Raw genomic sequence first — 19,524 nt, 5'->3', positions numbered from 1 at the left:
AGAATGAACTGGCTAGCCATCGGCTAGCCAGTTTTTCTTCCAAACGAATTTCTTAGGGGCTCAACTCCTATTCTCTGAACCTCATGGAATAAGAGTTGAGCTTTTATCCCCCAATAGCTAAAGGTACTCTACGAATGTCTCGTACTATTATGCTTATCCCTGCAAGTGCTGGTGTTGGTCTAACTAGCGTAAGCATGGGTGTTCTTCGCGCTATGGAGCGCAAAGGCGTTAAGGTTTCTTTCTACAAACCAATTTCACAGCCACGTTCTGGCGGCGATCAACCTGATCTAACTTCAACAATCGTTGGTTACAACAGCGATATGAAGATCGGTCAACCTCTAGCGATGTCTGTTGCAGAAAGCCTAATCGGTAACGACAACATGGACGAGCTGCTAGAAACTGTTGTTGAACGTTACAACCAAATCAACAAAGACGCAGACGTGACGCTTATCGAAGGTCTAGTACCAACTCGTAAGCACCCATTCGCTAACCAAGTGAACGCGGAAATCGCAGCAACTCTAGGTGCGGAAATCGTTCTTGTTGCAACTCCAGGTACCGATAACCCAGCGCAACTTAAAGAGCGCATCGAAGTAGCATGTTCTAACTTCGGTGGTACTAAGAACAAGAACATCTCTGGCGTTATCATCAACAAGCTAAACGCACCTGTTGACGAAGCTGGCCGTACGCGCCCTGACCTATCTGAAATCTTTGACGATGCAGACAGCGCGAAGCAAAACGAAATGAAAGTGATGGAAATCTTCAACACTTCTCCAATTCGTGTACTAGGTTGTGTGCCATGGAGCATCGATCTAATCGCTACTCGTGCTATCGATATGGCTCAGCACCTAAATGCTGACATCATCAACGAAGGTGACATTGCGACTCGTCGTATTAAGAGCATCACTTTCTGTGCACGTTCTCTGCCAAACATGATTGAGCACTTCAAACCAGGTTCTCTACTTGTTACTTCAGCAGACCGTCCAGACGTTATCGTTGCAGCAGCGCTTGCAGCAATGAACGGCGTTGATATCGGTGCCATTCTATTGACTGGTGGTTACGATATCCCTGAAGAGATTTCAGGTCTATGTAAGCCAGCATTCGAAACCGGTCTACCGATCTTCAAAGCACAAGGTAACACTTGGCAGACTTCTCTAAACCTACAGAGCTTCAGCATCGAAGTTCCTGCTGACGATAAAGAGCGTATCGAGTTCATCAACGAACACGTTGCGGGTCACATCGACGGTAACTGGATCGAGTCTATGACTGAGGGTACTCAGAAGTCTCGTCGTCTAAGCCCACCAGCATTCCGTTACCAGCTAACTGAGTTCGCTCGTAAAGCTGGTAAGCGTATCGTTCTTCCTGAAGGTGACGAGCCACGTACAGTGAAAGCTGCGGCTATCTGTGCTGAGCGCGGCATTGCAGAATGTGTGCTTCTAGGTAACCCAGACGAAATCCGTCGCGTTGCTGAACAGCAAGGTGTAACACTAGGTGCTGGCGTAACGATCATCAACTCTGATGAAGTTCGTGAAAACTACGTTGCTCGTCTAGTTGAGCTACGTGGCGCGAAAGGCATGACTGAAGTTGTTGCTCGTGAGAAGCTACAAGATTCAGTATTCCTAGGCACTATGATGCTTGAGAACGACGAAGTGGACGGCCTAGTTTCTGGTGCAGTTCACACTACGGCGAACACTATCGTTCCTCCGTTCCAAATCATCAAGACTGCACCTGATGCGTCTATCGTATCTTCTGTATTCTTCATGCTGCTACCTGACCAAGTACTGGTTTACGGTGACTGTGCGATCAACCCAGATCCAACAGCGGAACAGCTTGCTGAAATCGCTATCCAATCTGCTGACTCTGCGGCGGCATTCGGTATCGACCCTCGCGTTGCTATGATCTCTTACTCTACTGGTGAATCTGGTAAAGGTGCAGACGTAGATAAAGTACGTGAAGCAACTAAGCTTGCTCAAGAGAAACGTCCTGATCTAGTGATCGACGGTCCTCTACAGTACGACGCAGCTATCATGGAAAACGTTGCTGCTTCTAAAGCACCAAACTCTCCAGTAGCAGGTAAAGCGACAGTATTCGTATTCCCAGACCTAAACACTGGTAACACGACTTACAAAGCGGTACAACGTTCAGCAGACCTAGTTTCTATCGGTCCAATGCTGCAAGGTATGCGTAAGCCTGTAAACGATCTATCTCGCGGTGCACTAGTAGACGATATCGTGTACACAGTTGCTCTAACTGCGATTCAGGCAGATCAAGCTGACCAAGCAAAAGAAAAAGCAGTTAACTAATTAACCGCACCTTTCTGAATAAAAAACCTCGCCACGGCGAGGTTTTTTATTTCATGTTGCTATACAAGAATCGGGTCCATTGGACGATTCAATTGATACTGAACGTTCAAATTCGTATTACTCGATCCGATGTCCCTATACTTCCAACGCACACCTTCATTGAGCTGGCGAGCAACGACGGACTCTACGGTAAGCAAGTTATCATTTTCTATGATGAGTCGATCGCTATCGCTACCACTTGAGGCAGCGCGATAGTGCGTCATGAACCAATCTCGTTTCAACATGTATTGACGCGCGTGGCCAAACTCATGAATAAGTCCAACCGCTGGTGACTGCGTCCCTCTAGATACATTGTTATTTGGCACACGACTGCGTCCAACGGGTTTATTGCGCTTGATGTCGTTTACATTCAAGCTATCAAAAGGATTCCAAGTCACTAAACTGCCACGGACGTTGCAGCCTGCTTGTTTCACAATTTCAGCTGGGAAAAAACTGCTTGTCGTATCAGTTGTACAAAGCAACGTGACCTCTTCGCCTCCCGCCAGAAAATTTAATAGTGCTGCCGCGGCACTGGATTGACGCAAATAGGTCACAGCGTCGTTATATTTAGTGATAGGTTGTTCCACGGTTTTCCATTTAAACCCTGTCCCCGCTACCACTCCTGGAAATACAGTAATCATCTCGTCTATCCTTGTTTTGATTCCTAGCCTTGAGTGCGAAAAAAGCTCAGCACTTGGTAAAGCAGTATAGAAAACGAAATGAGTTTTATTCGAAAATGGTTATAGATTGGAACCTAGCTCGCGGCATAATAAATTGGTTTTGCATCATTCTGTTCTTTGTTCTAGAGCACCTAATATGCAAGGCTGCCGACTACAGCAGCATCAATAGCCAGAGACTGACTACTTTGTCGTCCTAAAGTAAGTAACATCTGTAATCCTCGACACGGCAGTTAAAACCAAGATACCCGCACTTCCAAAACAATCTGAAAGCACATGGGATAGCAACATGATGACAGCCAACACTACACCGAAAAACAGAGCGGGTTACGTAGGATGTCGTTTGTTGGATTTATCCTCCTCCAATAGAAAAAGCGTCATAGTGAATGACGCTTTTCTTGGGAAGTATTAACTTAAATTGACTCACGGCCATGCGGTGATTCTATATCCAAATCCGGACCTTTTGGCACCACTTGAGTTGGATTAATCCCAGTGTGGCTAAAATAGTAGTGACGCTTGATATGGTAGAAATCGGTGGTCTCTGCCACACCTTCTACTTGGTATAACTCTTTCAAGTAGCCTTGAATGTTTGTGTAATCCGCAATGCGTTGTTTATTACACTTAAAGTGCCCCACATAAACCGCATCAAAGCGCACTAGCGTAGTGAATAAACGCCAATCGGCTTCCGTGATTGTACTGCCTGCTAAGTAACGATGTGTCGCAAGATGTGCGTCAATCTTATCCAACGCAGCGAATAGTGAGTCAAAAGCCTCTTCATACGCCTCTTGAGTCGTGGCAAACCCACAACGGTATACACCGTTATTCACGTTCGGATAAATGTAGTCGTTCCACTCATCGATCACACTTTGCAGTTGCTCTGGATAATAGTCATCGTGATTGCCCGTTAGCTCGTTAAACTCAGAGTTAAACATACGGATGATTTCTGAAGACTCATTCGACACAATGGTATTGCTCTTTTTGTCCCATAGAACCGGAACGGTAACGCGACCTGTGTAATCGGACTTGGCTTGAGTGTAGATTTGGTGCATTCGAGTATGGCCAAACAGTGGCTCTGGCAATCCCATCTGCCAGCCTTCGCTCAGCATATCGGGACAAACAACCGTCACATCAATGTGATTTTCCAAACCTTTTAATTTACGAAAGACAAGAGTGCGATGCGCCCACGGACAAGCAAGCGAAACGTATAAGTGGTAACGGCCAGACTCAGGCTGGAATGCCGCCCCCGGTTTGTTTTTCACCCAATGACGAAAACCCGCGTCTTCACGAACGAATTTACCATTGCTTGATTTGGTGTCATACCATACGTCTTGCCAAACGCCTTCAACTAACTTACCCATGACTGCTCTCCTCATCTTTTATTTTCTACTATATTAGCGATTCACACTGAACTTGGAATCCGTTCGCTTAGTCCATCTTGTTCAAGAATTTCGAATGAACTTAAACCAACAAAAATCGTAGGCATAAAAAAAGCGCGACCCTATAAAAGGAGCCGCGCTTAAGCCCGTCACAGGCTGAATTAGATTATATCGCTACGTTCAAACAGGAAACTGCGTGAACATCAGAGCCTTGGATATTTGGTTTAGTCTTCGAGCACTCATCCGTCGCTTGTGGGCAACGAGTGCGGAAAACACAACCCGATGGTGGGCTAATAGGTGACGGTAAGTCCCCTTCTAGCATTTGAATCTTTTTGTTGCGCTCTAACTCCGGATCAGGAATTGGAACCGCTGACATCAAGGCACGAGTGTATGGGTGCTTTGGATCGGCAAATAAAGCGTCTGATTCACCGAGCTCAACCGCATTACCAAGATACATAACCAGTACACGATCAGAGATGTGCTTTACAACGGACAAATCGTGCGCGATAAATACCAAAGAAAGACCAAGCTCTTTTTGTAGCTCTTTCAGTAGGTTAACTACCTGAGCCTGAATCGATACATCAAGCGCCGATACTGGCTCGTCACAAATGATCATCTTAGGCTTTAGGATAAGAGCACGAGCAATACCGATACGCTGACACTGACCGCCTGAGAATTCGTGTGGGTAACGGTTGATCACGTTAGGTAATAGACCTACCTTCGCCATCATCTCTTTAACGCGGTCTTTCACTTCTTGCTTAGTCAGTTCTGGGTAGAATGTCTCTAGCGGCTCAGCGATGATGTCGCCCACTGTCATACGCGGGTTCAAAGAAGCCAAAGGATCTTGGAAAATCATTTGGATTTCTTTACGCGTTTCGCGGCGTTGAACGTCTTTCATTTTCGTCAGGTCTTGACCCAACCAAACCACTTCACCGTCGGTAGCTTCAACAAGACCAATGATCGCGCGAGCAAACGTAGACTTACCACAACCAGACTCACCTACTACACCAAGAGTCTCGCCTTCGTACAGACGAACATTTACGCCGTCTACCGCTTTTAGGCTCGAAGGCTTTGACCACGGCCACGCTGATTTCGATGCAATGCTGAAGTGGACTTTCAGATCAGACACATCCAGAATTAGTTTTTTATCTGTACTCATTTGCTCCAAGCCTCCCATTCAGAAAAACATGCACGCTGACGACCATCACCAAATGGTGTCAAGATTGGTGCTTCGCGTTTACAACGATCCATCACGCGGTGGCAACGCTCTTGGTAAGGGCAACCAGGTGGCAGACGCAGTAAGTTTGGCGGGTTACCTGGAATTGTTGGCAGGATCTCGCCTTCTGTATCCAAACGAGGGATTGCCTTCAATAGACCTTCCGCGTAAGGGTGGCTTGGGTTGTAGAAGATTTCGTTCACAGTGCCGTACTCCATGGTACGACCTGCGTACATCACCAGTACTTTGTCACATGAACCTGCAACAACACCAAGATCGTGCGTGATCATGATGATTGCAGTGTTGAACTCAGATTTCAGTTCGTTCAGCAGATCCATGATCTGCGCTTGAACCGTAACGTCCAATGCCGTTGTTGGCTCATCCGCAATAAGCAGTTTTGGACGACACAGTAGTGCCATTGCGATCATTACACGCTGACGCATACCGCCTGAGAACTCGTGTGGGTACATAGTGATACGCTTACGAGCTTCTGGGATTTTAACCGCTTCAAGCATACGAACAGATTCTTCGAACGCTTCTGCTTTGCCCATACCTTTGTGCAGCATCAGTACTTCCATCAGCTGATCACTGACTTTCATGTATGGGTTAAGGGACGTCATCGGGTCTTGGAAGATCATAGCGATCTGTTCCGCACGAACCTTGTTCAGTGCTTTTTCTGGCAGATTAAGGATCTCGTTTCCTTCAAACTTCGCGCTACCAGAAATGATACCGTTCTTCGCTAGCAAACCCATGATAGCGAATACGGTTTGTGATTTACCTGAACCCGACTCACCTACGATACCTAGGGTTTCACCTTGGTTTAGAGAGAAGTTCAAATCGTTTACTGCGGTCACGATACCATCTTGAGTGGTAAATTCTACGCGCAGATCTTTGACATCTAATAAACTCATCATTGCTTCCTTTATTCTTTCTATTTTTAATTATCTGTCTTTTGGATCCAGCGCATCGCGCAGGCCATCACCGACGTAGTTGAAGCAGAATAGAGTCACAACCATGAACGCTGCTGGGAACGCCAGCTGCCAGATTGCTACTTCCATTGTTTGCGAACCTTCTTGTAGAAGTGCGCCCCAACTTGTCATCGGTTCTTGAACACCAAGACCAAGGAATGAAAGGAATGATTCTGTCAGAATCATGCTTGGGATAAGCAGTGTCGAGTAAACCGCGACAATACCCAGTACGTTTGGAACGATATGGCGAGTGATGATTTTCCAATTACTCACACCACAAACGTGTGCCGCTTCAATAAACTCTTTACTACGTAGACTTAGCGTTTGACCACGTACGATACGAGCCATATCTAGCCACGCAATAGCACCGATAGCGACGAAGATAAGAACGATGTTACGGCCGAAGAATGTTACCAGAACGATAACTAGGAACATGAACGGAACCGCGTATAGGATTTCAAGAATACGCATCATGATACGGTCAACTTTACCGCCGATGAAACCAGAAGCCGCACCGTAAAGCGTACCAATCACAACCGCAACCAATGCACCTAGAACACCAACCATTAGAGAGATACGACCGCCAATCAGCGTACGCACGTAAAGGTCACGGCCTAAGCTGTCCGTGCCAAACCAGTGTTCAGCACTCGGACCGACGTGCATCGCATACCAGTCAGTATCATCAAATGCGTATGGGGCAATCATTGGCAAAAAGATTACCGCCAGCGTCATCAATGTAAGAATGAACAAGCTCACCATTGCCGCTTTGTTACGCATAAAGCGGATACGGGCGTCTTGCCACAAACTACGGCCTTCAACTTCCAGGTTCTCTGCAAATTTCTCGACCGCTTCAAGATTCTCTTTTTTCGTTAACATAACCATACTTCCCTGTTAGTAGCGAATTTTCGGGTCAATCATTGCTAGTAGAATATCAACGATGGCGTTGAATAGAATAAATAGGAAACCAATCAAGATGGTTACACCCATTACTAGCGAGTAGTCACGGTTGAAGGCAGCATTGACGAATAGCTTACCGATACCAGGTAGACCAAAGATGGTCTCAACAACCACCGAGCCAGTAATAATGCCGACAAATGCTGGTCCCATGTAGGACACAACAGGAAGTAGAGCTGGTTTTAATGCGTGCTTCAGGATGATGTAACGGTAGCTAAGACCTTTCGCACGAGCAGTACGGATAAAGTTACTGTTTAATGTTTCAATCATTGAACCACGAGTGATACGAGCAAACGTCGCGACATAAAGCAATGACATAGCAATAACCGGTAAAATCAAATACTGCCATGAACCATCAAGCCAGCCACCCGCGGGTAGCCATTTAAGATTCAAAGAGAAGACATAAATTAGCGCAGGTGCTAAAACAAAAGATGGTAAAACAACACCTAGCATTGCCGTCGACATGATTACATAGTCAACCCAAGAGTTCTGCTTGAGTGCGGCTATGGTCCCGATCGTGACTCCTAGAATAACAGTGAAGATAAAGGCGATAAAACCAACCTTCGCCGATACTGGCAGTGCAACCGAGATCAACTCGTTTACCGTATAGTCTAAGTATTTGAATGATGGTCCGAAGTCACCTTGGATAACATTGGTCAAATATGTGGTGTATTGCTCAAATACAGGCTTATCTAGACCGTATTTGGCTTCAATGTTCGCCATAACTTCTGGTGGTAATGGACGTTCGCTCGAGAATGGGTTACCCGGTGCGAAACGCATGAGAAAGAAAGATACGGTGATCAAAACCAACATAGTTGGGATCGCCTCAAATATCCTTTTTGCGATGAATTTAAGCATAAACTCACTCTTTCAGTCTGTGACAGTTAAAAATTTGATAATAGGCACCGCACGTCCAGTGATTAGGACGTGTGGGCCTTTTTCTTATAGTCTTGAAGCGACTTTATTAGTCTGCTTTGATGTAAAGATCTTTTGAGTAGATCTTTTCTTCTGGGTTATTAGCAGGGAAACCTCCAACCTTTGGAGAAAGTAGACGTGATTTAACATACTGGTAGATAGGTGCAATTGGCATATCTTTAGCCATCAACTTCTCTGCTTCAGCATACAGCGCAGAACGCTCTGCTTCAGATTTAGATGTGATCGCTTTCTCCATTAGCTCATCGTATGCTTTGCTGTCATAGTGGATACCACCCGTAGTATTGCCACTCTTCATCAGCGTAAGGAACGATGAAGCTTCATTGTAGTCACCACACCAACCTGCTCGAGCAACTTCGAAGTTACCAGAGTCTTTTGTTGATAGGTAAGTTTTCCACTCTTGGTTTTCTAGTGTTACGTTCACTCCCAAAGCTTTCTTCCACATAGAGCCTAGCGCTACCGCTACTTTCTTGTGATTCTCAGATGTATTGTAAAGAAGGGAGAACTTAAGTGGATTGTCTTTGCCGTAGCCCGCTTCAGCCAGTAGACGGGCTGCTTCTGCATCACGCTCTTTTTGCGTCATTTTACCATAAGCAGGCATCTCTGGTTCAAAGCCTGCCGTGATTTCAGGCGTTAAGAAATAAGCTGGTTTTTGACCTTGTCCCATAATCGCGTTTGCAACGATGTTGCGGTCGATCGCATATGAGACTGCTGTACGAACACGAACATCATCAAATGGAGCTTTCTTAGTGTTAAACAGGTAGTAGTATGTACATAGGTTACCCACCACTGACACTGATTCAGGGTGCTCTTTCTTCAGACGCTTGTAGTGTTCTAAAGGTAGTTCGTTAGTAAAGTCAATTTCCCCTGCAAGGAAACGATTCATTTCCGAAACTTGGTTTTCGATTGGCAGGAAAGTCACTTTGTTCAGAACGGTCTTGTCGTTATCCCAGTACAGTTCGTTGCGCTTAAGAACTAAACGCTCGTTTACTACCCATTTGTCGACAACATACGCACCGTTACCCACAAAATGTTCTGGCTTAGTCCACTGATCGCCATATTTTTCAATAGTCGCTTTATGTACAGGCTTAGTTGTTGTGTGACCCATCATCATTACGAAGTACGGTACAGCCGAATCTAGCTCAACCACTAATGTATGGTCATCTGTCGCTTTAACACCTAATTCGCTCTTGTCTTTTTTACCTGCAACGATGTCTTTCGCGTTTTTCATCTTGGTGTATTCCATGTACCAAGAGTATGGCGAAGCCGTTGCTGGATCGACAGCACGCTGCCAGCTGTATACGAAATCTTGAGCGGTTACTGGATCACCGTTAGACCATTTTGCATCTTTGCGTAGGTGGAAAGTAAACGTTTTGTTGTCTGTGGTTTCCCAACTTTCTGCAACACCTGGGATAGTATCGCCGTCTGCATTTTGATTCACTAAGCCTTCAAGAAGATCACGAATCACATGAGATTCAGGAACACCTTGAGATTTATGCGGGTCAATTGTCGCAACTTCAGTACCGTTACCACGAACGAGTTCTTGTTTATCGGCAAGTTTAGTACCTGCTGGAACATCAGCAGCGAAAGCGGTAGTAGAAGAGGCAGCCACTGCCAGACCAGCACCTAGAAGAAGGGCTTTGGTGATTTTGTTCTTATACATGCGTAAAACTCCAAGTTTTTCATTAGCATCCATGACTTCTTTGTAAGGGACTGGAACGGTCAGCATTTTAGAACTTTTTAGTGCGCTTTTTGAGCACAAACGTCTAAAACCTTACAAAGACTGCGGCACACATTAGCAACCCTCAAAGTAATTTGCCATAAAAATGTAGCAAAAAAACTAATAATTCTGTAAGTAGTGCTCATATTTAGCAATAAATACCAAACAAAAAGTATTGCCTAGCGAAATGAGGATTCAAGCATCCATTTGGCAGCTTAAACTTTCGATAACTCTAAATTAAAACTCTTTGATAGCATCTTATGCTAGATATATGAACAAAAATTAACATTTATAACACATTGAGTCTAATTAATAATTGCATATATCTTGTTTGATATTTTTTATTGTGAACAAGGTCACCGAGAGTAGATATGAAGGAGTTTCCGGCTTCTAAGGACGGTGAGTAGTAGGATTGAGCTTACTTGGCTACGTAAAAAGAAAAAGGCCAGATGCTCAATCACATCTGGCCTTTGTAATTTGAATGGTAAAACAAATGAGAGCTCTACTTCTCCCAGCGTTGCGCTGCTTGATGGTCCGTATCACGTGACTCGATCCAGCGATTTTCACTGGTCGTGCGTTCTTTTTTCCAGAAAGGTGCTTTGGTCTTTAAATAGTCCATAACAAACTCACAAGCATCAAAGGCAGCACCTCGATGGGCACTAGAAACACCAACAAAAACGATTTGGTCACCAGTGTCGAGATCGCCAACACGGTGAATTACACGGATGCCCAATAACGGCCAACGCGATTCGGCTTCGTCACAGATATCGATCAGGCTTTTCTCTGTCATGCCAGGATAATGTTCTAAATGAAGGCCAATGACATTATCACCTAAGTTCATATCACGAACTTTACCGATGAAAGTGACCACAGCACCAGAGGCTGTCCCTTCTGATAGACGCTGGTATTCTTGATCAACAGAGAAGTCTTCAGCTTGCACTGAAACGCGAGGATCCATTTTAGCCCCCTGTTACTGGTGGGAAGAAGGCAACTTCGTCACCTGACTTCACTTCAGCGTCTAGCGGTACAATAGACTGGTTTACTGCGGCAAGCAGTTTACCCGGCTCAAGCGCAAGGTCCCATTTGCCCTCTTTATTTACACCAGCATCCACTAAATGTGCACGAATCGCTTCAACGTTATCAAACGCGTCTTCGAGCTCAAGACCATCGATACCAACTAACTCTCGTGTTTGAGCAAAGAAAAGTACTTTAATCATGATTCCGCCTTGAAATGCCCAGATTTGCCACCCGTTTTCTCTAATAAACGGACTTGCTCGATAACCATGTCTTTCTGCACCGCTTTACACATATCATAAATTGTCAGTGCGGCAACAGAAGCGGCAGTAAGCGCTTCCATTTCCACGCCTGTCTTACCCGCCAGCTTACATACTGATTCGATACGTACTTTATTCTCCGCTTCAATCGCTTCTAGCTGGACTTCAACTTTAGAAAGCAATAAAGGGTGGCAAAGTGGGATCAGGTCCCATGTTTTCTTTGCCGCTTGAATACCAGCAATACGCGCGGTTGCAAACACATCACCTTTATGGTGTTGGCCTGAAACGATAAGTTGTAGTGTTTCTGGCGCCATGTGTACAAATCCTTCAGCACGTGCTTCACGAACGGTTTCCGCTTTTGCAGACACGTCGACCATGTTCGCTTCGCCAGACGCATTGATATGTGTAAATTGGGTCATTGTTGTTCCTTCGCTTTTAGGAAAGGTTATACAGATAGGTGTGGCATAAAGTTACAAGGGCGGTGACTTGCGTCCAACTGCTGCTTGATGATCTTCGTCCAACCCGTGCGACATGCACCTGTAGAACCAGGCATTGCAAAGATAACGGTGTGGTTAGCAAAGCCCGCAATAGCGCGAGATTGAATGGTTGATGTACCAATCTCTTCGTAAGACACCTGACGGAACAGTTCACCAAAGCCTTCCACTTCTTTGTCAAATAGTGGCTTAAGCGCTTCTGGAGTACTATCACGTGAAGTAAAACCTGTACCGCCAGTGATCATAATTGCTTGTACGTTTTCGTCAGCAATCCATTGAGAAACGATCGCACGGATCTTGTACATATCATCGATAACAATTTGTTTATCAACAACGTTATGACCCGCTTCCTTTGCGTGCTCAACTAGATAGCCGCCTGAAGTATCGTTTTCTTCTGTACGCGTGTCAGATACCGTTAGAACGGCAATGTTTGCAGGTTGAAATTTGCTTTCAGCGTGACCCATTTGTTCACCTATTCTTTAATTTGATTTTGATACGCAAAGTATCGATTCTGGAAAAGTCATCGGAAGCCACGTCAGCTCCCAATGTAAAATCTGAATTTAACCGCCGATAGACGCAAGATGCGGTGTCATACCCGTGTTGCCGTCATGCAAGAAGTGACTGACCGATTTTGTTTGCAGCTGGGCTTGAATACGCTCAATCAATTCATTTTCTTGGTCATCACGTTCTAATAGGTCCCGTAACTCTACGCCATGATCGCCGAACAGACACAGATGCAGTTTACCTTTAGCAGAGACGCGAAGTCGGTTACAGCTCTCACAGAAGTCTTTTTCATAAGGCATGATAAGGCCGATTTCGCCCTTGTAGTCTGGATGAACAAACACTTGCGCAGGGCCATCATTATGAGAACGAACTTTGAGTAACCAACCGTTAGCAATTAATTGATTTCGAATAGCAACACCAGAAACATGGTGTTTCGCAAACAAATCATCCATTTCACCTGTCTGCATTAATTCGATAAAACGCAGTTGAATTGGACGATCTTTAATCCAGTTAAGGAATGCAGGCAGTTCGTTGTGGTTGAGGTCTTTCATCAGTACCACGTTAACTTTGACTTGCTCATAACCCACTTCAAACGCACGTTCGATACCATTCATCACTTCAGTGAACTTATTTTCACCCGTGATTTGATGGAACATACGAGGGTCTAAACTATCCACGCTTACGTTGATGTTGGTCAAGCCAGCTTCACGCCAGTCAGCAACGTGCTTCGCCATGCGGTAACCGTTTGTCGTTGTTGCGACTTTTTTGATACCCGGCGTGGTTGCGACAGAGTGGATAATGTCAGTAAAGTCTTTGCGTAAACTCGGCTCACCACCAGTGATGCGTACCTTTGAGGTACCACAATCTGCAAACGCTCTTACGACACGATTGATCTCTGGAAGAGATAAAAAAGACGAGTTTTTATTGCCCGATGGCTTGTAGCCGTCAGGAAGGCAATAGGTACATTTAAAATTACAAACGTCGGTCACAGACAGACGCAAGTAATAGAACTTACGATGAAATTTGTCTTCGAATTGTTGCGCCACGGAACACCTTTCCAAACACGGGAGGCATAATCATTTCCAATTATGCCCTTGTGACAGTATGTCACTGGCTCAAAACGCCTATCCTTAGACTTAGCATAGTGAGCTCGGAGTTATGGCAACCAGAGGAAAGCCCCTGATAGCTTTGCCGTGTAAAATACTTAAAATTTGTAATGGAATCCAGAGCAGAGTGATAAAAAACTCTCTAGAAACACAATTTACCGCTAAGTGAGTACTGTTAAGACACTCATTAAGATAAATTGTAGTCGCTTTTTACAAGATTATTAGAAGAACGTAATGAATATCTACACCAATAAGAAAGTGGTCGCAGTTGGCGGTGGTCACGGTTTAGGTCGAATGCTGGCCGCACTTAATGATTTTGGCAGCAATGCAACGGGCATTGTGGCAACCACTGACAACGGCGGATCAACTGGCCGTATCCGCCATTGTCAAGGCGGAATAGCTTGGGGCGATACACGAAACTGTATCAACCAGTTGATCACGGAGCCATCGATCAGCTCGATGATGTTTGAGTACCGCTTTAAAGGGACTGGTGAATTAGATGGCCACAACTTGGGGAACCTGATGCTCACGGCATTGGATAACCTCTCCGTCCGCCCTTTAGACGCGATCAATCTGATTCGCAATATGTTGAAAGTCGATGTCAACATTCTTCCTATGTCTGAACATCCTTCCGACCTCACCGCTTTGTCTGTAGATGGGCAATGGGTGACAGGTGAAACTAATGTGGATGAAATGGATAAAGATCTTCGCCGATTAGACCTTTCACCAGAAGTGCCAGCAACAAAAGAGGCGGTAACCGCTCTTGCAGAAGCTGACGCCATCATCCTCGGCCCTGGTAGCTTCCTAACGAGTATCATGCCACCGCTACTCTTACCTGAATTGGGGAAAGCAATCGCAGCGAACCAAAAAGCAAAAGTCATTTTTGTGGCTAACCTTAGTCCAGAATATGGTCCAGCGGGTCGCATGACGATGAAACAAAAGCTGGAATGGTGTGAGCGAGCATGCCAAGGCAGACAGATTGATGTCGTACTTGCAGAGGAAACCGATCAAGAGGTTCTGGATAACTGGAATGTGGTCACCGAGTCATTAGCGTCTACCAACCGCGACTGGCGTCATGATCGTGACAAACTTAAGTTAGCGATTGAAAACCAACTGGTTGCAAAATAACACAAGAAGTGGCCTACAATTGAGGCACCTGAGCGTATAAAATGACAAAGCCCTTCACCGACGTGAAGGGCTTTGTTTTTATAAGGTTTAATACAGGGCTACTGCGTCCATAAACGATACTCATCACGAGTAATGTGAAGCAAGTCTAACATCGAAGTAATGTCTCCCCCCCTTCTACTAACTCACCCGATTTGGCTTTCTTATCAATCGCTACGGCCAAATCACACAAGCGATCAGCCCCAAAACTGGCGGCACTGCTTTTTAAAGCATGACTGATTTCCTTTAGATAGATCAGTTGCTCACTGCCTTGGTATTGCGACAAGTTGGTGATATAGACATCCATTTCTCCGAGGAAAATATCCAGCAAAATAGGAACGTTATCTAGGCCAATTTCCGCGGCCAATTCGTCGATTTTTTGCTGATTCAATACATCCATGCTCATACGTTTTGTTTTTCTTCCCTATTATTCCAAGCTTGCAACTTGCGATATATGGTTGAAGGGCTGACATCTAAGTAACCCGCAGCGCGTGGAATATTGCCATCACACGCCTGAATCGCCTGCTCGATGGCCATTTTTTCAGTCATCCAAAGCGGCATAATGTCTGACACCGTCATGATTTCAGGTTCAATAAATTTTGAAATCGATTGACGAACCACCGGTTGATTCAGTGGTGGTGGCAGCATGTCCAGAGTAATTTCTTTGCCGTTGTTCAGTACCACGATATTACGCAACACGTTTTGCAACTGACGAACGTTACCCGGCCATTCGTAACTGTTGAAACGTTCAATCACATCTTGTGCAAAACGAATAAAACTCTTGCCTTCCTCGTGAGACATATAACCCAGCAAAGAATACGCAATTTCGATCACGTCTTCACCACGTTCGCGTAGTGGCGGCAAATGTAAAGGAATCACGTAAAGGCGGTAATACAAGTCTTCACGAAAACGGCCTTCTTGTACTTCTTTCCACGGGTCGCGGTTAGTCGCACACACAAAGCGAACATCCACACTCTTCATCTTAGAAGAGCCTACTTTTTGGAACGTACCCGTCTGGATGAAACGCAATAACTTGGTTTGTAAATCCAAGTCCATTTCACATAGTTCATCAAGGAACAACGTCCCGCCGTCAGCCAGTTCAGCTGCACCTTGACGGTCATTTGCCGCTCCGGTAAACGCACCTTTAACGTGGCCAAACAACTCACTTTCGATCAGATCTTTCGGGATAGCAGCACAGTTGATCGCAATAAACGGCTTATCGCCACGTTTACTTGCTGCGTGAATCGCCTCGGCACACACCTCTTTACCAGTACCACTTTCACCAGTAATGAAGATACTGGCTTTACTACTCGCTGCCGAGTCAATTGTGCGGTAAACCTGCTGCATGGTCTGGCTACTGCCGATGAAACCTTGGTAGTTTTGATTGCCTGGGTTGTCGGCTTCATTCTTTAATTTCGTTGCCTTGCGAATCGCGTTATTTACCGTTACGCGCAGCCGATCAGCCTCACAGGGTTTGATTAAGAAATCTTGAGAGCCATGACGCATCGCCTCTACCGCGGTATCGATAGAACCGTGAGCAGTCATGAAAATAATTGGCACATCAGGGTGACTTTTCTTCACCGCGTGCAATACGTCCATCCCCGTCATATCTGGCAGACGAAGATCGAGAAGAATAAGATCCGGAATACGGTGATTCAGGCTTTCGATTGCATCTCTGCCTGTTCCAACAATATTGATATCAATGCCGAGTGGCGTTAGGTAAGAACGGTACAATGCCGCAACGGAAGCGGTATCTTCGACCATTAATAGGTAACGTGACTTTTGACCTTCTGTTATTTGTTGCATAGCCTAGCCGATTTTTTGTTGTGTTTTAAATAATAATCGCATTACGCTTTGCATTTTGCAAATAAACATTCGTTAGATTGTGGGTATTCTAAACAAATTAAACCGAATATCAACAGGTTAAAATATGGCACAAACCATGCTGTTTGTTTAATGACCCCTCGGGTCACCTAGCCAACTGACGTTGTTAGTGAACGATATGTTCACAAAACAAGCCAATAGACCCGACTGCCTATTGGCTTCTTTTTTGTCTGTTTTTTGGGGGAAATATAAAACCCAAATACAAATGCACTCGGGTTTTGGTAGGCCTAAAGAGTTAACTATTGGCAATAAACTGCGCTCTTAGTTTCTCTATCTCATCGCGTTTTTGTGCGGCCAATTCAAACTCAAGATCTTGAGCATGTTGGTACATCGCAGCTTCTAAACGACTGATTTCTTTTTCCAATTGCTGTGGTGACATCACGTCGTAAGACTGCGAAGGTTCTGCCACCTTAGATAATGGTACCTGCTTGGTATTACGCTGGCGCTTAGATTTAGTAATATCACCCAATTCCATGATGTCTTTGATATTGCGTTTCAGAGGCTGAGGCTCAATACCCATCTCTGCGTTGTAAGCTTTCTGTTTCTCACGACGACGATCCGTTTCATCCATTGCTTTTTTCATCGATTTTGTAATCGAGTCTGCATACAAAATCGCTCGACCTTCGATATTTCGTGCCGCACGGCCAATAGTCTGAATCAAAGAACGCTCTGAACGTAAGAAGCCCTCTTTATCCGCATCAAGAATCGCCACCAGTGATACCTCTGGCATATCAAGACCTTCTCGTAACAAGTTGATCCCAACCAGCACATCAAACTCACCCAAACGCAGATCTCGAATGATCTCGACTCGCTCGACAGTATCGATGTCTGAGTGAAGGTAACGCACTCGAACATCATGCTCATGCAGGTATTCCGTTAAGTCTTCTGCCATACGTTTGGTTAGTGTAGTTACCAAAACACGCTCGTCTTTCGCCGCTCTAATTCGAATCTCAGACAACAAGTCATCAACCTGAGTTGCCACTGGGCGAACTTCTAATTCAGGATCAAGCAGACCCGTTGGGCGCACGACTTGATCGGCAATTTCATCTGCAGATTTTTCTAATTCGTAATTGCCTGGAGTTGCCGACACGAAAATAGTTTGTGGTGAGATCGACTCAAATTCCTCAAATTTCATCGGACGATTGTCTAAAGCAGAAGGTAAACGGAAGCCAAATTCCACCAGCGTTTCTTTACGCGAACGGTCGCCTTTATACATGGCACCGATTTGCGGAACCGTCACGTGCGACTCATCGATGATCAACAAACCATCGTGAGGCAAGTAATCAAATAGTGTCGGTGGCGGCTCACCCTCAGCACGACCACTCAAGTAACGAGAGTAGTTTTCGATACCTGAACAGAAACCCAATTCGTTCATCATCTCAATATCGAATTGAGTACGTTGGCTGATACGCTGTTTTTCCAACAACTTGTTATTGTCTAGTAGTTGTTTCTTACGAACTTCTAACTCAACTTTAATGCTTTCAATTGCATCTAAAATACGCTCGCGTGGCGTAACATAGTGCGTTTTAGGATAAATGGTGTAACGAGGTAAATCGCGTTGCTTTACGACCCCAGTCAATGGATCAAATACGCTGATGCAATCAACTTCATCGTCAAACATCTCTACGCGCACAGCATCTTGGTCTGACTCGGCCGGGAAGATGTCAATCACCTCACCACGAACACGGAACTGACCGCGTTCAAATGCGACGTCATTGCGTGAGTATTGCAGCTCTGCAAGGCGGCGTAGCATATCGCGCTGATCAATCACATCACCGCGACGCAGGTGCAACATCATTTGTAGATACGATTCAGGGTCACCCAAACCATAGATAGCCGATACCGACGCGACAATAATGGCATCTTTACGTTCTAGTAGTGCTTTTGTAGCGGACAAACGCATTTGTTCAATGTGCGCGTTAACTGACGCGTCTTTCTCTATGAAGGTATCCGTGGTCGGAACATACGCTTCCGGTTGGTAGTAGTCATAGTACGAAACAAAATATTCCACCGCGTTATTGGGGAAGAAAGACTTCATTTCACCATACAACTGAGCAGCAAGTGTTTTATTGGGTGCGAGTAGAATCGCTGGTCGTTGCGCTTCTGCAATAACATTCGCTAATGTAAATGTTTTACCAGACCCCGTTACACCTAAGAGTGTTTGGTGGGCAAGACCGGAATCTAACCCTTCTAGCAACTGCTTGATGGCTGTTGGTTGATCACCAGATGGTTGATAATCAGAGACCAGTTCATAAACTTTACTCATACCCTTCCTCAAAATTACTGCACTTTGGCTGTATATATATACACCTTCAAAGATGAAATCTACGTCTATCTATGATTTATAGCTCATTACTATTAAATTTTGTGCTTTCTCTACTTTGATCTAGCCTTATTTAACACGTTCTGATATAGTCTTTCGCCCTAGTCGATGAAGCGTCTGCACTCATCACGATATAATTTCCACAAGTTTTCCCCAAAAAACACAAAAATCATCCTTTATCCCCAAAAGTGTAAATTTTATCCACTTTGATTGATTTCATAGCAAATTTAATAAATCACTGTTTTACTTGACTAATCAGTGAATATTCTCGCGTAAAAATTCACACAAAGCACACCCAGTTGCATAACAATGATCTTTACTCAGATCTCATCAACATAGTTATCCACAATTTTGGTGGATAACTAACTCCAGCCCTTTACTGGCAAGGAGTACAAAAAAGTAAAGATGTAAAAACTAACTTTTTTGCTCAAAATGTGTTTTTTGGGTGTTGACAGCTTTGTGGGTGCTCGGTAAGATTCGTCCCGCTTTCAAGCAAAGCAATTCCTCCTTAGCTCAGTTGGTAGAGCGACGGACTGTTAATCCGCAGGTCGCTGGTTCGAGCCCAGCAGGAGGAGCCAAATTCCCGAAAAGC

16 protein-coding genes, 1 tRNA gene, 2 pseudogenes and 1 riboswitch are annotated in these 19,524 nt (G+C 45.0%); of the genes and pseudogenes, 3 read left to right on the top strand and 16 right to left on the bottom strand.

Features of this window, described 5'->3' with window-relative positions:
- The first annotated feature begins 134 nt into the window (after positions 1–134).
- The gene (pta, locus tag C1S74_RS16195) at positions 135–2,300 is read left to right on the top strand and encodes a phosphate acetyltransferase (RefSeq protein ID WP_038869401.1); all 2,166 of its coding nucleotides are present in this window, start codon (positions 135–137) and stop codon (positions 2,298–2,300) included.
- A gap of 59 nt (positions 2,301–2,359) precedes the next feature.
- On the opposite strand, the gene C1S74_RS16190 is transcribed toward pta, so the two are convergent.
- From C1S74_RS16190 to moaA, 13 genes and pseudogenes are all read right to left on the bottom strand, one after another.
- A complete protein-coding gene (locus tag C1S74_RS16190) occupies positions 2,360–2,980 on the bottom strand; it encodes a hypothetical protein (RefSeq protein WP_045396050.1) in 621 nt (206 codons plus the stop codon).
- A gap of 185 nt (positions 2,981–3,165) precedes the next feature.
- A pseudogene (locus tag C1S74_RS26430) lies at positions 3,166–3,340 on the bottom strand (DUF4010 domain-containing protein); the annotation flags it as partial.
- Between the two features lie 89 nt (positions 3,341–3,429).
- Positions 3,430–4,374 carry a glutathione S-transferase family protein gene (locus C1S74_RS16185; RefSeq protein WP_045396047.1) on the bottom strand — a complete coding sequence of 315 codons (945 nt, stop codon included), beginning with the start codon at positions 4,372–4,374 and terminating at the stop codon, positions 3,430–3,432.
- Between the two features lie 184 nt (positions 4,375–4,558).
- Positions 4,559–5,551: a murein tripeptide/oligopeptide ABC transporter ATP binding protein OppF gene (oppF, locus tag C1S74_RS16180; protein ID WP_038869392.1), complete on the bottom strand. Its 993-nt coding sequence runs from the start codon at positions 5,549–5,551 to the stop codon at positions 4,559–4,561.
- Positions 5,548–6,519: an ABC transporter ATP-binding protein gene (gene oppD / locus C1S74_RS16175; protein ID WP_038869383.1), complete on the bottom strand. Its 972-nt coding sequence runs from the start codon at positions 6,517–6,519 to the stop codon at positions 5,548–5,550. The genes oppF and oppD overlap by 4 nt, the downstream gene beginning before the upstream one ends.
- A gap of 30 nt (positions 6,520–6,549) precedes the next feature.
- Positions 6,550–7,452: an oligopeptide ABC transporter permease OppC gene (gene oppC, locus C1S74_RS16170; protein ID WP_045396044.1), complete on the bottom strand. Its 903-nt coding sequence runs from the start codon at positions 7,450–7,452 to the stop codon at positions 6,550–6,552.
- 15 nt (positions 7,453–7,467) lie between these two features.
- Positions 7,468–8,388: an oligopeptide ABC transporter permease OppB gene (oppB, locus tag C1S74_RS16165; protein ID WP_045396041.1), complete on the bottom strand. Its 921-nt coding sequence runs from the start codon at positions 8,386–8,388 to the stop codon at positions 7,468–7,470.
- A 106-nt stretch (positions 8,389–8,494) separates the two neighbouring features.
- The gene (locus tag C1S74_RS16160; protein WP_045396125.1) at positions 8,495–10,126 is read right to left on the bottom strand and encodes an ABC transporter substrate-binding protein; all 1,632 of its coding nucleotides are present in this window, start codon (positions 10,124–10,126) and stop codon (positions 8,495–8,497) included.
- A gap of 559 nt (positions 10,127–10,685) precedes the next feature.
- On the bottom strand, positions 10,686–11,141 hold the full coding sequence (gene moaE / locus C1S74_RS16155; protein WP_038881598.1) for a molybdopterin synthase catalytic subunit MoaE: 456 nt from the start codon (positions 11,139–11,141) through the stop codon (positions 10,686–10,688).
- Between the two features lies 1 nt (position 11,142).
- Positions 11,143–11,400 carry a molybdopterin synthase sulfur carrier subunit gene (gene moaD / locus C1S74_RS16150; protein WP_045396039.1) on the bottom strand — a complete coding sequence of 86 codons (258 nt, stop codon included), beginning with the start codon at positions 11,398–11,400 and terminating at the stop codon, positions 11,143–11,145.
- The gene (gene moaC, locus C1S74_RS16145; protein ID WP_045396037.1) at positions 11,397–11,876 is read right to left on the bottom strand and encodes a cyclic pyranopterin monophosphate synthase MoaC; all 480 of its coding nucleotides are present in this window, start codon (positions 11,874–11,876) and stop codon (positions 11,397–11,399) included. The genes moaD and moaC overlap by 4 nt, the downstream gene beginning before the upstream one ends.
- Positions 11,877–11,902: 26 nt before the next feature.
- Positions 11,903–12,415, bottom strand: coding sequence for a molybdenum cofactor biosynthesis protein B (gene moaB, locus C1S74_RS16140; protein WP_038869350.1), 513 nt, complete (start codon positions 12,413–12,415; stop codon positions 11,903–11,905).
- A gap of 96 nt (positions 12,416–12,511) precedes the next feature.
- Positions 12,512–13,501 carry a GTP 3',8-cyclase MoaA gene (gene moaA / locus C1S74_RS16135; RefSeq protein ID WP_038869349.1) on the bottom strand — a complete coding sequence of 330 codons (990 nt, stop codon included), beginning with the start codon at positions 13,499–13,501 and terminating at the stop codon, positions 12,512–12,514.
- Positions 13,490–13,623: riboswitch (molybdenum cofactor riboswitch) on the bottom strand. It overlaps the preceding gene by 12 nt.
- Before the next feature lie 172 nt (positions 13,624–13,795).
- On the opposite strand from moaA, the gene C1S74_RS16130 reads away from it, so the two are divergent.
- Positions 13,796–14,689: a YvcK family protein gene (locus C1S74_RS16130; RefSeq protein ID WP_038869348.1), complete on the top strand. Its 894-nt coding sequence runs from the start codon at positions 13,796–13,798 to the stop codon at positions 14,687–14,689.
- 98 nt (positions 14,690–14,787) lie between these two features.
- Here the strand turns inward: C1S74_RS16130 and luxU are convergent.
- From luxU to uvrB, 3 genes and pseudogenes are all read right to left on the bottom strand, one after another.
- A pseudogene (gene luxU / locus C1S74_RS16125) lies at positions 14,788–15,131 on the bottom strand (quorum-sensing phosphorelay protein LuxU).
- Positions 15,128–16,531 carry a quorum-sensing sigma-54 dependent transcriptional regulator LuxO gene (luxO, locus tag C1S74_RS16120; RefSeq protein ID WP_038869346.1) on the bottom strand — a complete coding sequence of 468 codons (1,404 nt, stop codon included), beginning with the start codon at positions 16,529–16,531 and terminating at the stop codon, positions 15,128–15,130. Before luxO ends, luxU begins: the two are co-directional and overlap by 4 nt.
- 313 nt (positions 16,532–16,844) lie before the next feature.
- Positions 16,845–18,875: an excinuclease ABC subunit UvrB gene (uvrB, locus tag C1S74_RS16115; RefSeq protein WP_045396035.1), complete on the bottom strand. Its 2,031-nt coding sequence runs from the start codon at positions 18,873–18,875 to the stop codon at positions 16,845–16,847.
- A 559-nt stretch (positions 18,876–19,434) separates the two neighbouring features.
- Here uvrB and C1S74_RS16110 point away from each other — a divergent pair.
- Positions 19,435–19,510 (top strand) — tRNA-Asn (locus C1S74_RS16110).
- Positions 19,511–19,524: the final 14 nt, after the last annotated feature.

The sequence above is a fragment of the Vibrio hyugaensis genome, from assembly GCF_002906655.1.
Classification (GTDB): Bacteria; Pseudomonadota; Gammaproteobacteria; order Enterobacterales; family Vibrionaceae; genus Vibrio; species Vibrio hyugaensis.
This window is presented reverse-complemented; position numbering and strand designations above follow the sequence as displayed.

Bases quoted from the DNA above. Each gene is read 5' to 3' on its own strand.
- oppF (WP_038869392.1), bottom strand. From the start codon at position 5,551: ATGAGTACAGATAAAAAACTAATTCTGGATGTGTCTGATCTGAAAGTC.
- moaB (WP_038869350.1), bottom strand. From the start codon at position 12,415: ATGGGTCACGCTGAAAGCAAATTTCAACCTGCAAACATTGCCGTTCTA.
- oppC (WP_045396044.1), bottom strand. From the start codon at position 7,452: ATGTTAACGAAAAAAGAGAATCTTGAAGCGGTCGAGAAATTTGCAGAG.
- pta (WP_038869401.1), top strand. From the start codon at position 135: ATGTCTCGTACTATTATGCTTATCCCTGCAAGTGCTGGTGTTGGTCTA.
- luxO (WP_038869346.1), bottom strand. From the start codon at position 16,531: ATGCAACAAATAACAGAAGGTCAAAAGTCACGTTACCTATTAATGGTC.
- moaE (WP_038881598.1), bottom strand. From the start codon at position 11,141: ATGGATCCTCGCGTTTCAGTGCAAGCTGAAGACTTCTCTGTTGATCAA.
- moaD (WP_045396039.1), bottom strand. From the start codon at position 11,400: ATGATTAAAGTACTTTTCTTTGCTCAAACACGAGAGTTAGTTGGTATC.
- oppD (WP_038869383.1), bottom strand. From the start codon at position 6,519: ATGAGTTTATTAGATGTCAAAGATCTGCGCGTAGAATTTACCACTCAA.
- moaC (WP_045396037.1), bottom strand. From the start codon at position 11,876: ATGACCCAATTTACACATATCAATGCGTCTGGCGAAGCGAACATGGTC.
- C1S74_RS16130 (WP_038869348.1), top strand. From the start codon at position 13,796: ATGAATATCTACACCAATAAGAAAGTGGTCGCAGTTGGCGGTGGTCAC.
- C1S74_RS16160 (WP_045396125.1), bottom strand. From the start codon at position 10,126: ATGTATAAGAACAAAATCACCAAAGCCCTTCTTCTAGGTGCTGGTCTG.
- oppB (WP_045396041.1), bottom strand. From the start codon at position 8,388: ATGCTTAAATTCATCGCAAAAAGGATATTTGAGGCGATCCCAACTATG.
- C1S74_RS16190 (WP_045396050.1), bottom strand. From the start codon at position 2,980: ATGATTACTGTATTTCCAGGAGTGGTAGCGGGGACAGGGTTTAAATGG.
- C1S74_RS16185 (WP_045396047.1), bottom strand. From the start codon at position 4,374: ATGGGTAAGTTAGTTGAAGGCGTTTGGCAAGACGTATGGTATGACACC.
- uvrB (WP_045396035.1), bottom strand. From the start codon at position 18,875: ATGAGTAAAGTTTATGAACTGGTCTCTGATTATCAACCATCTGGTGAT.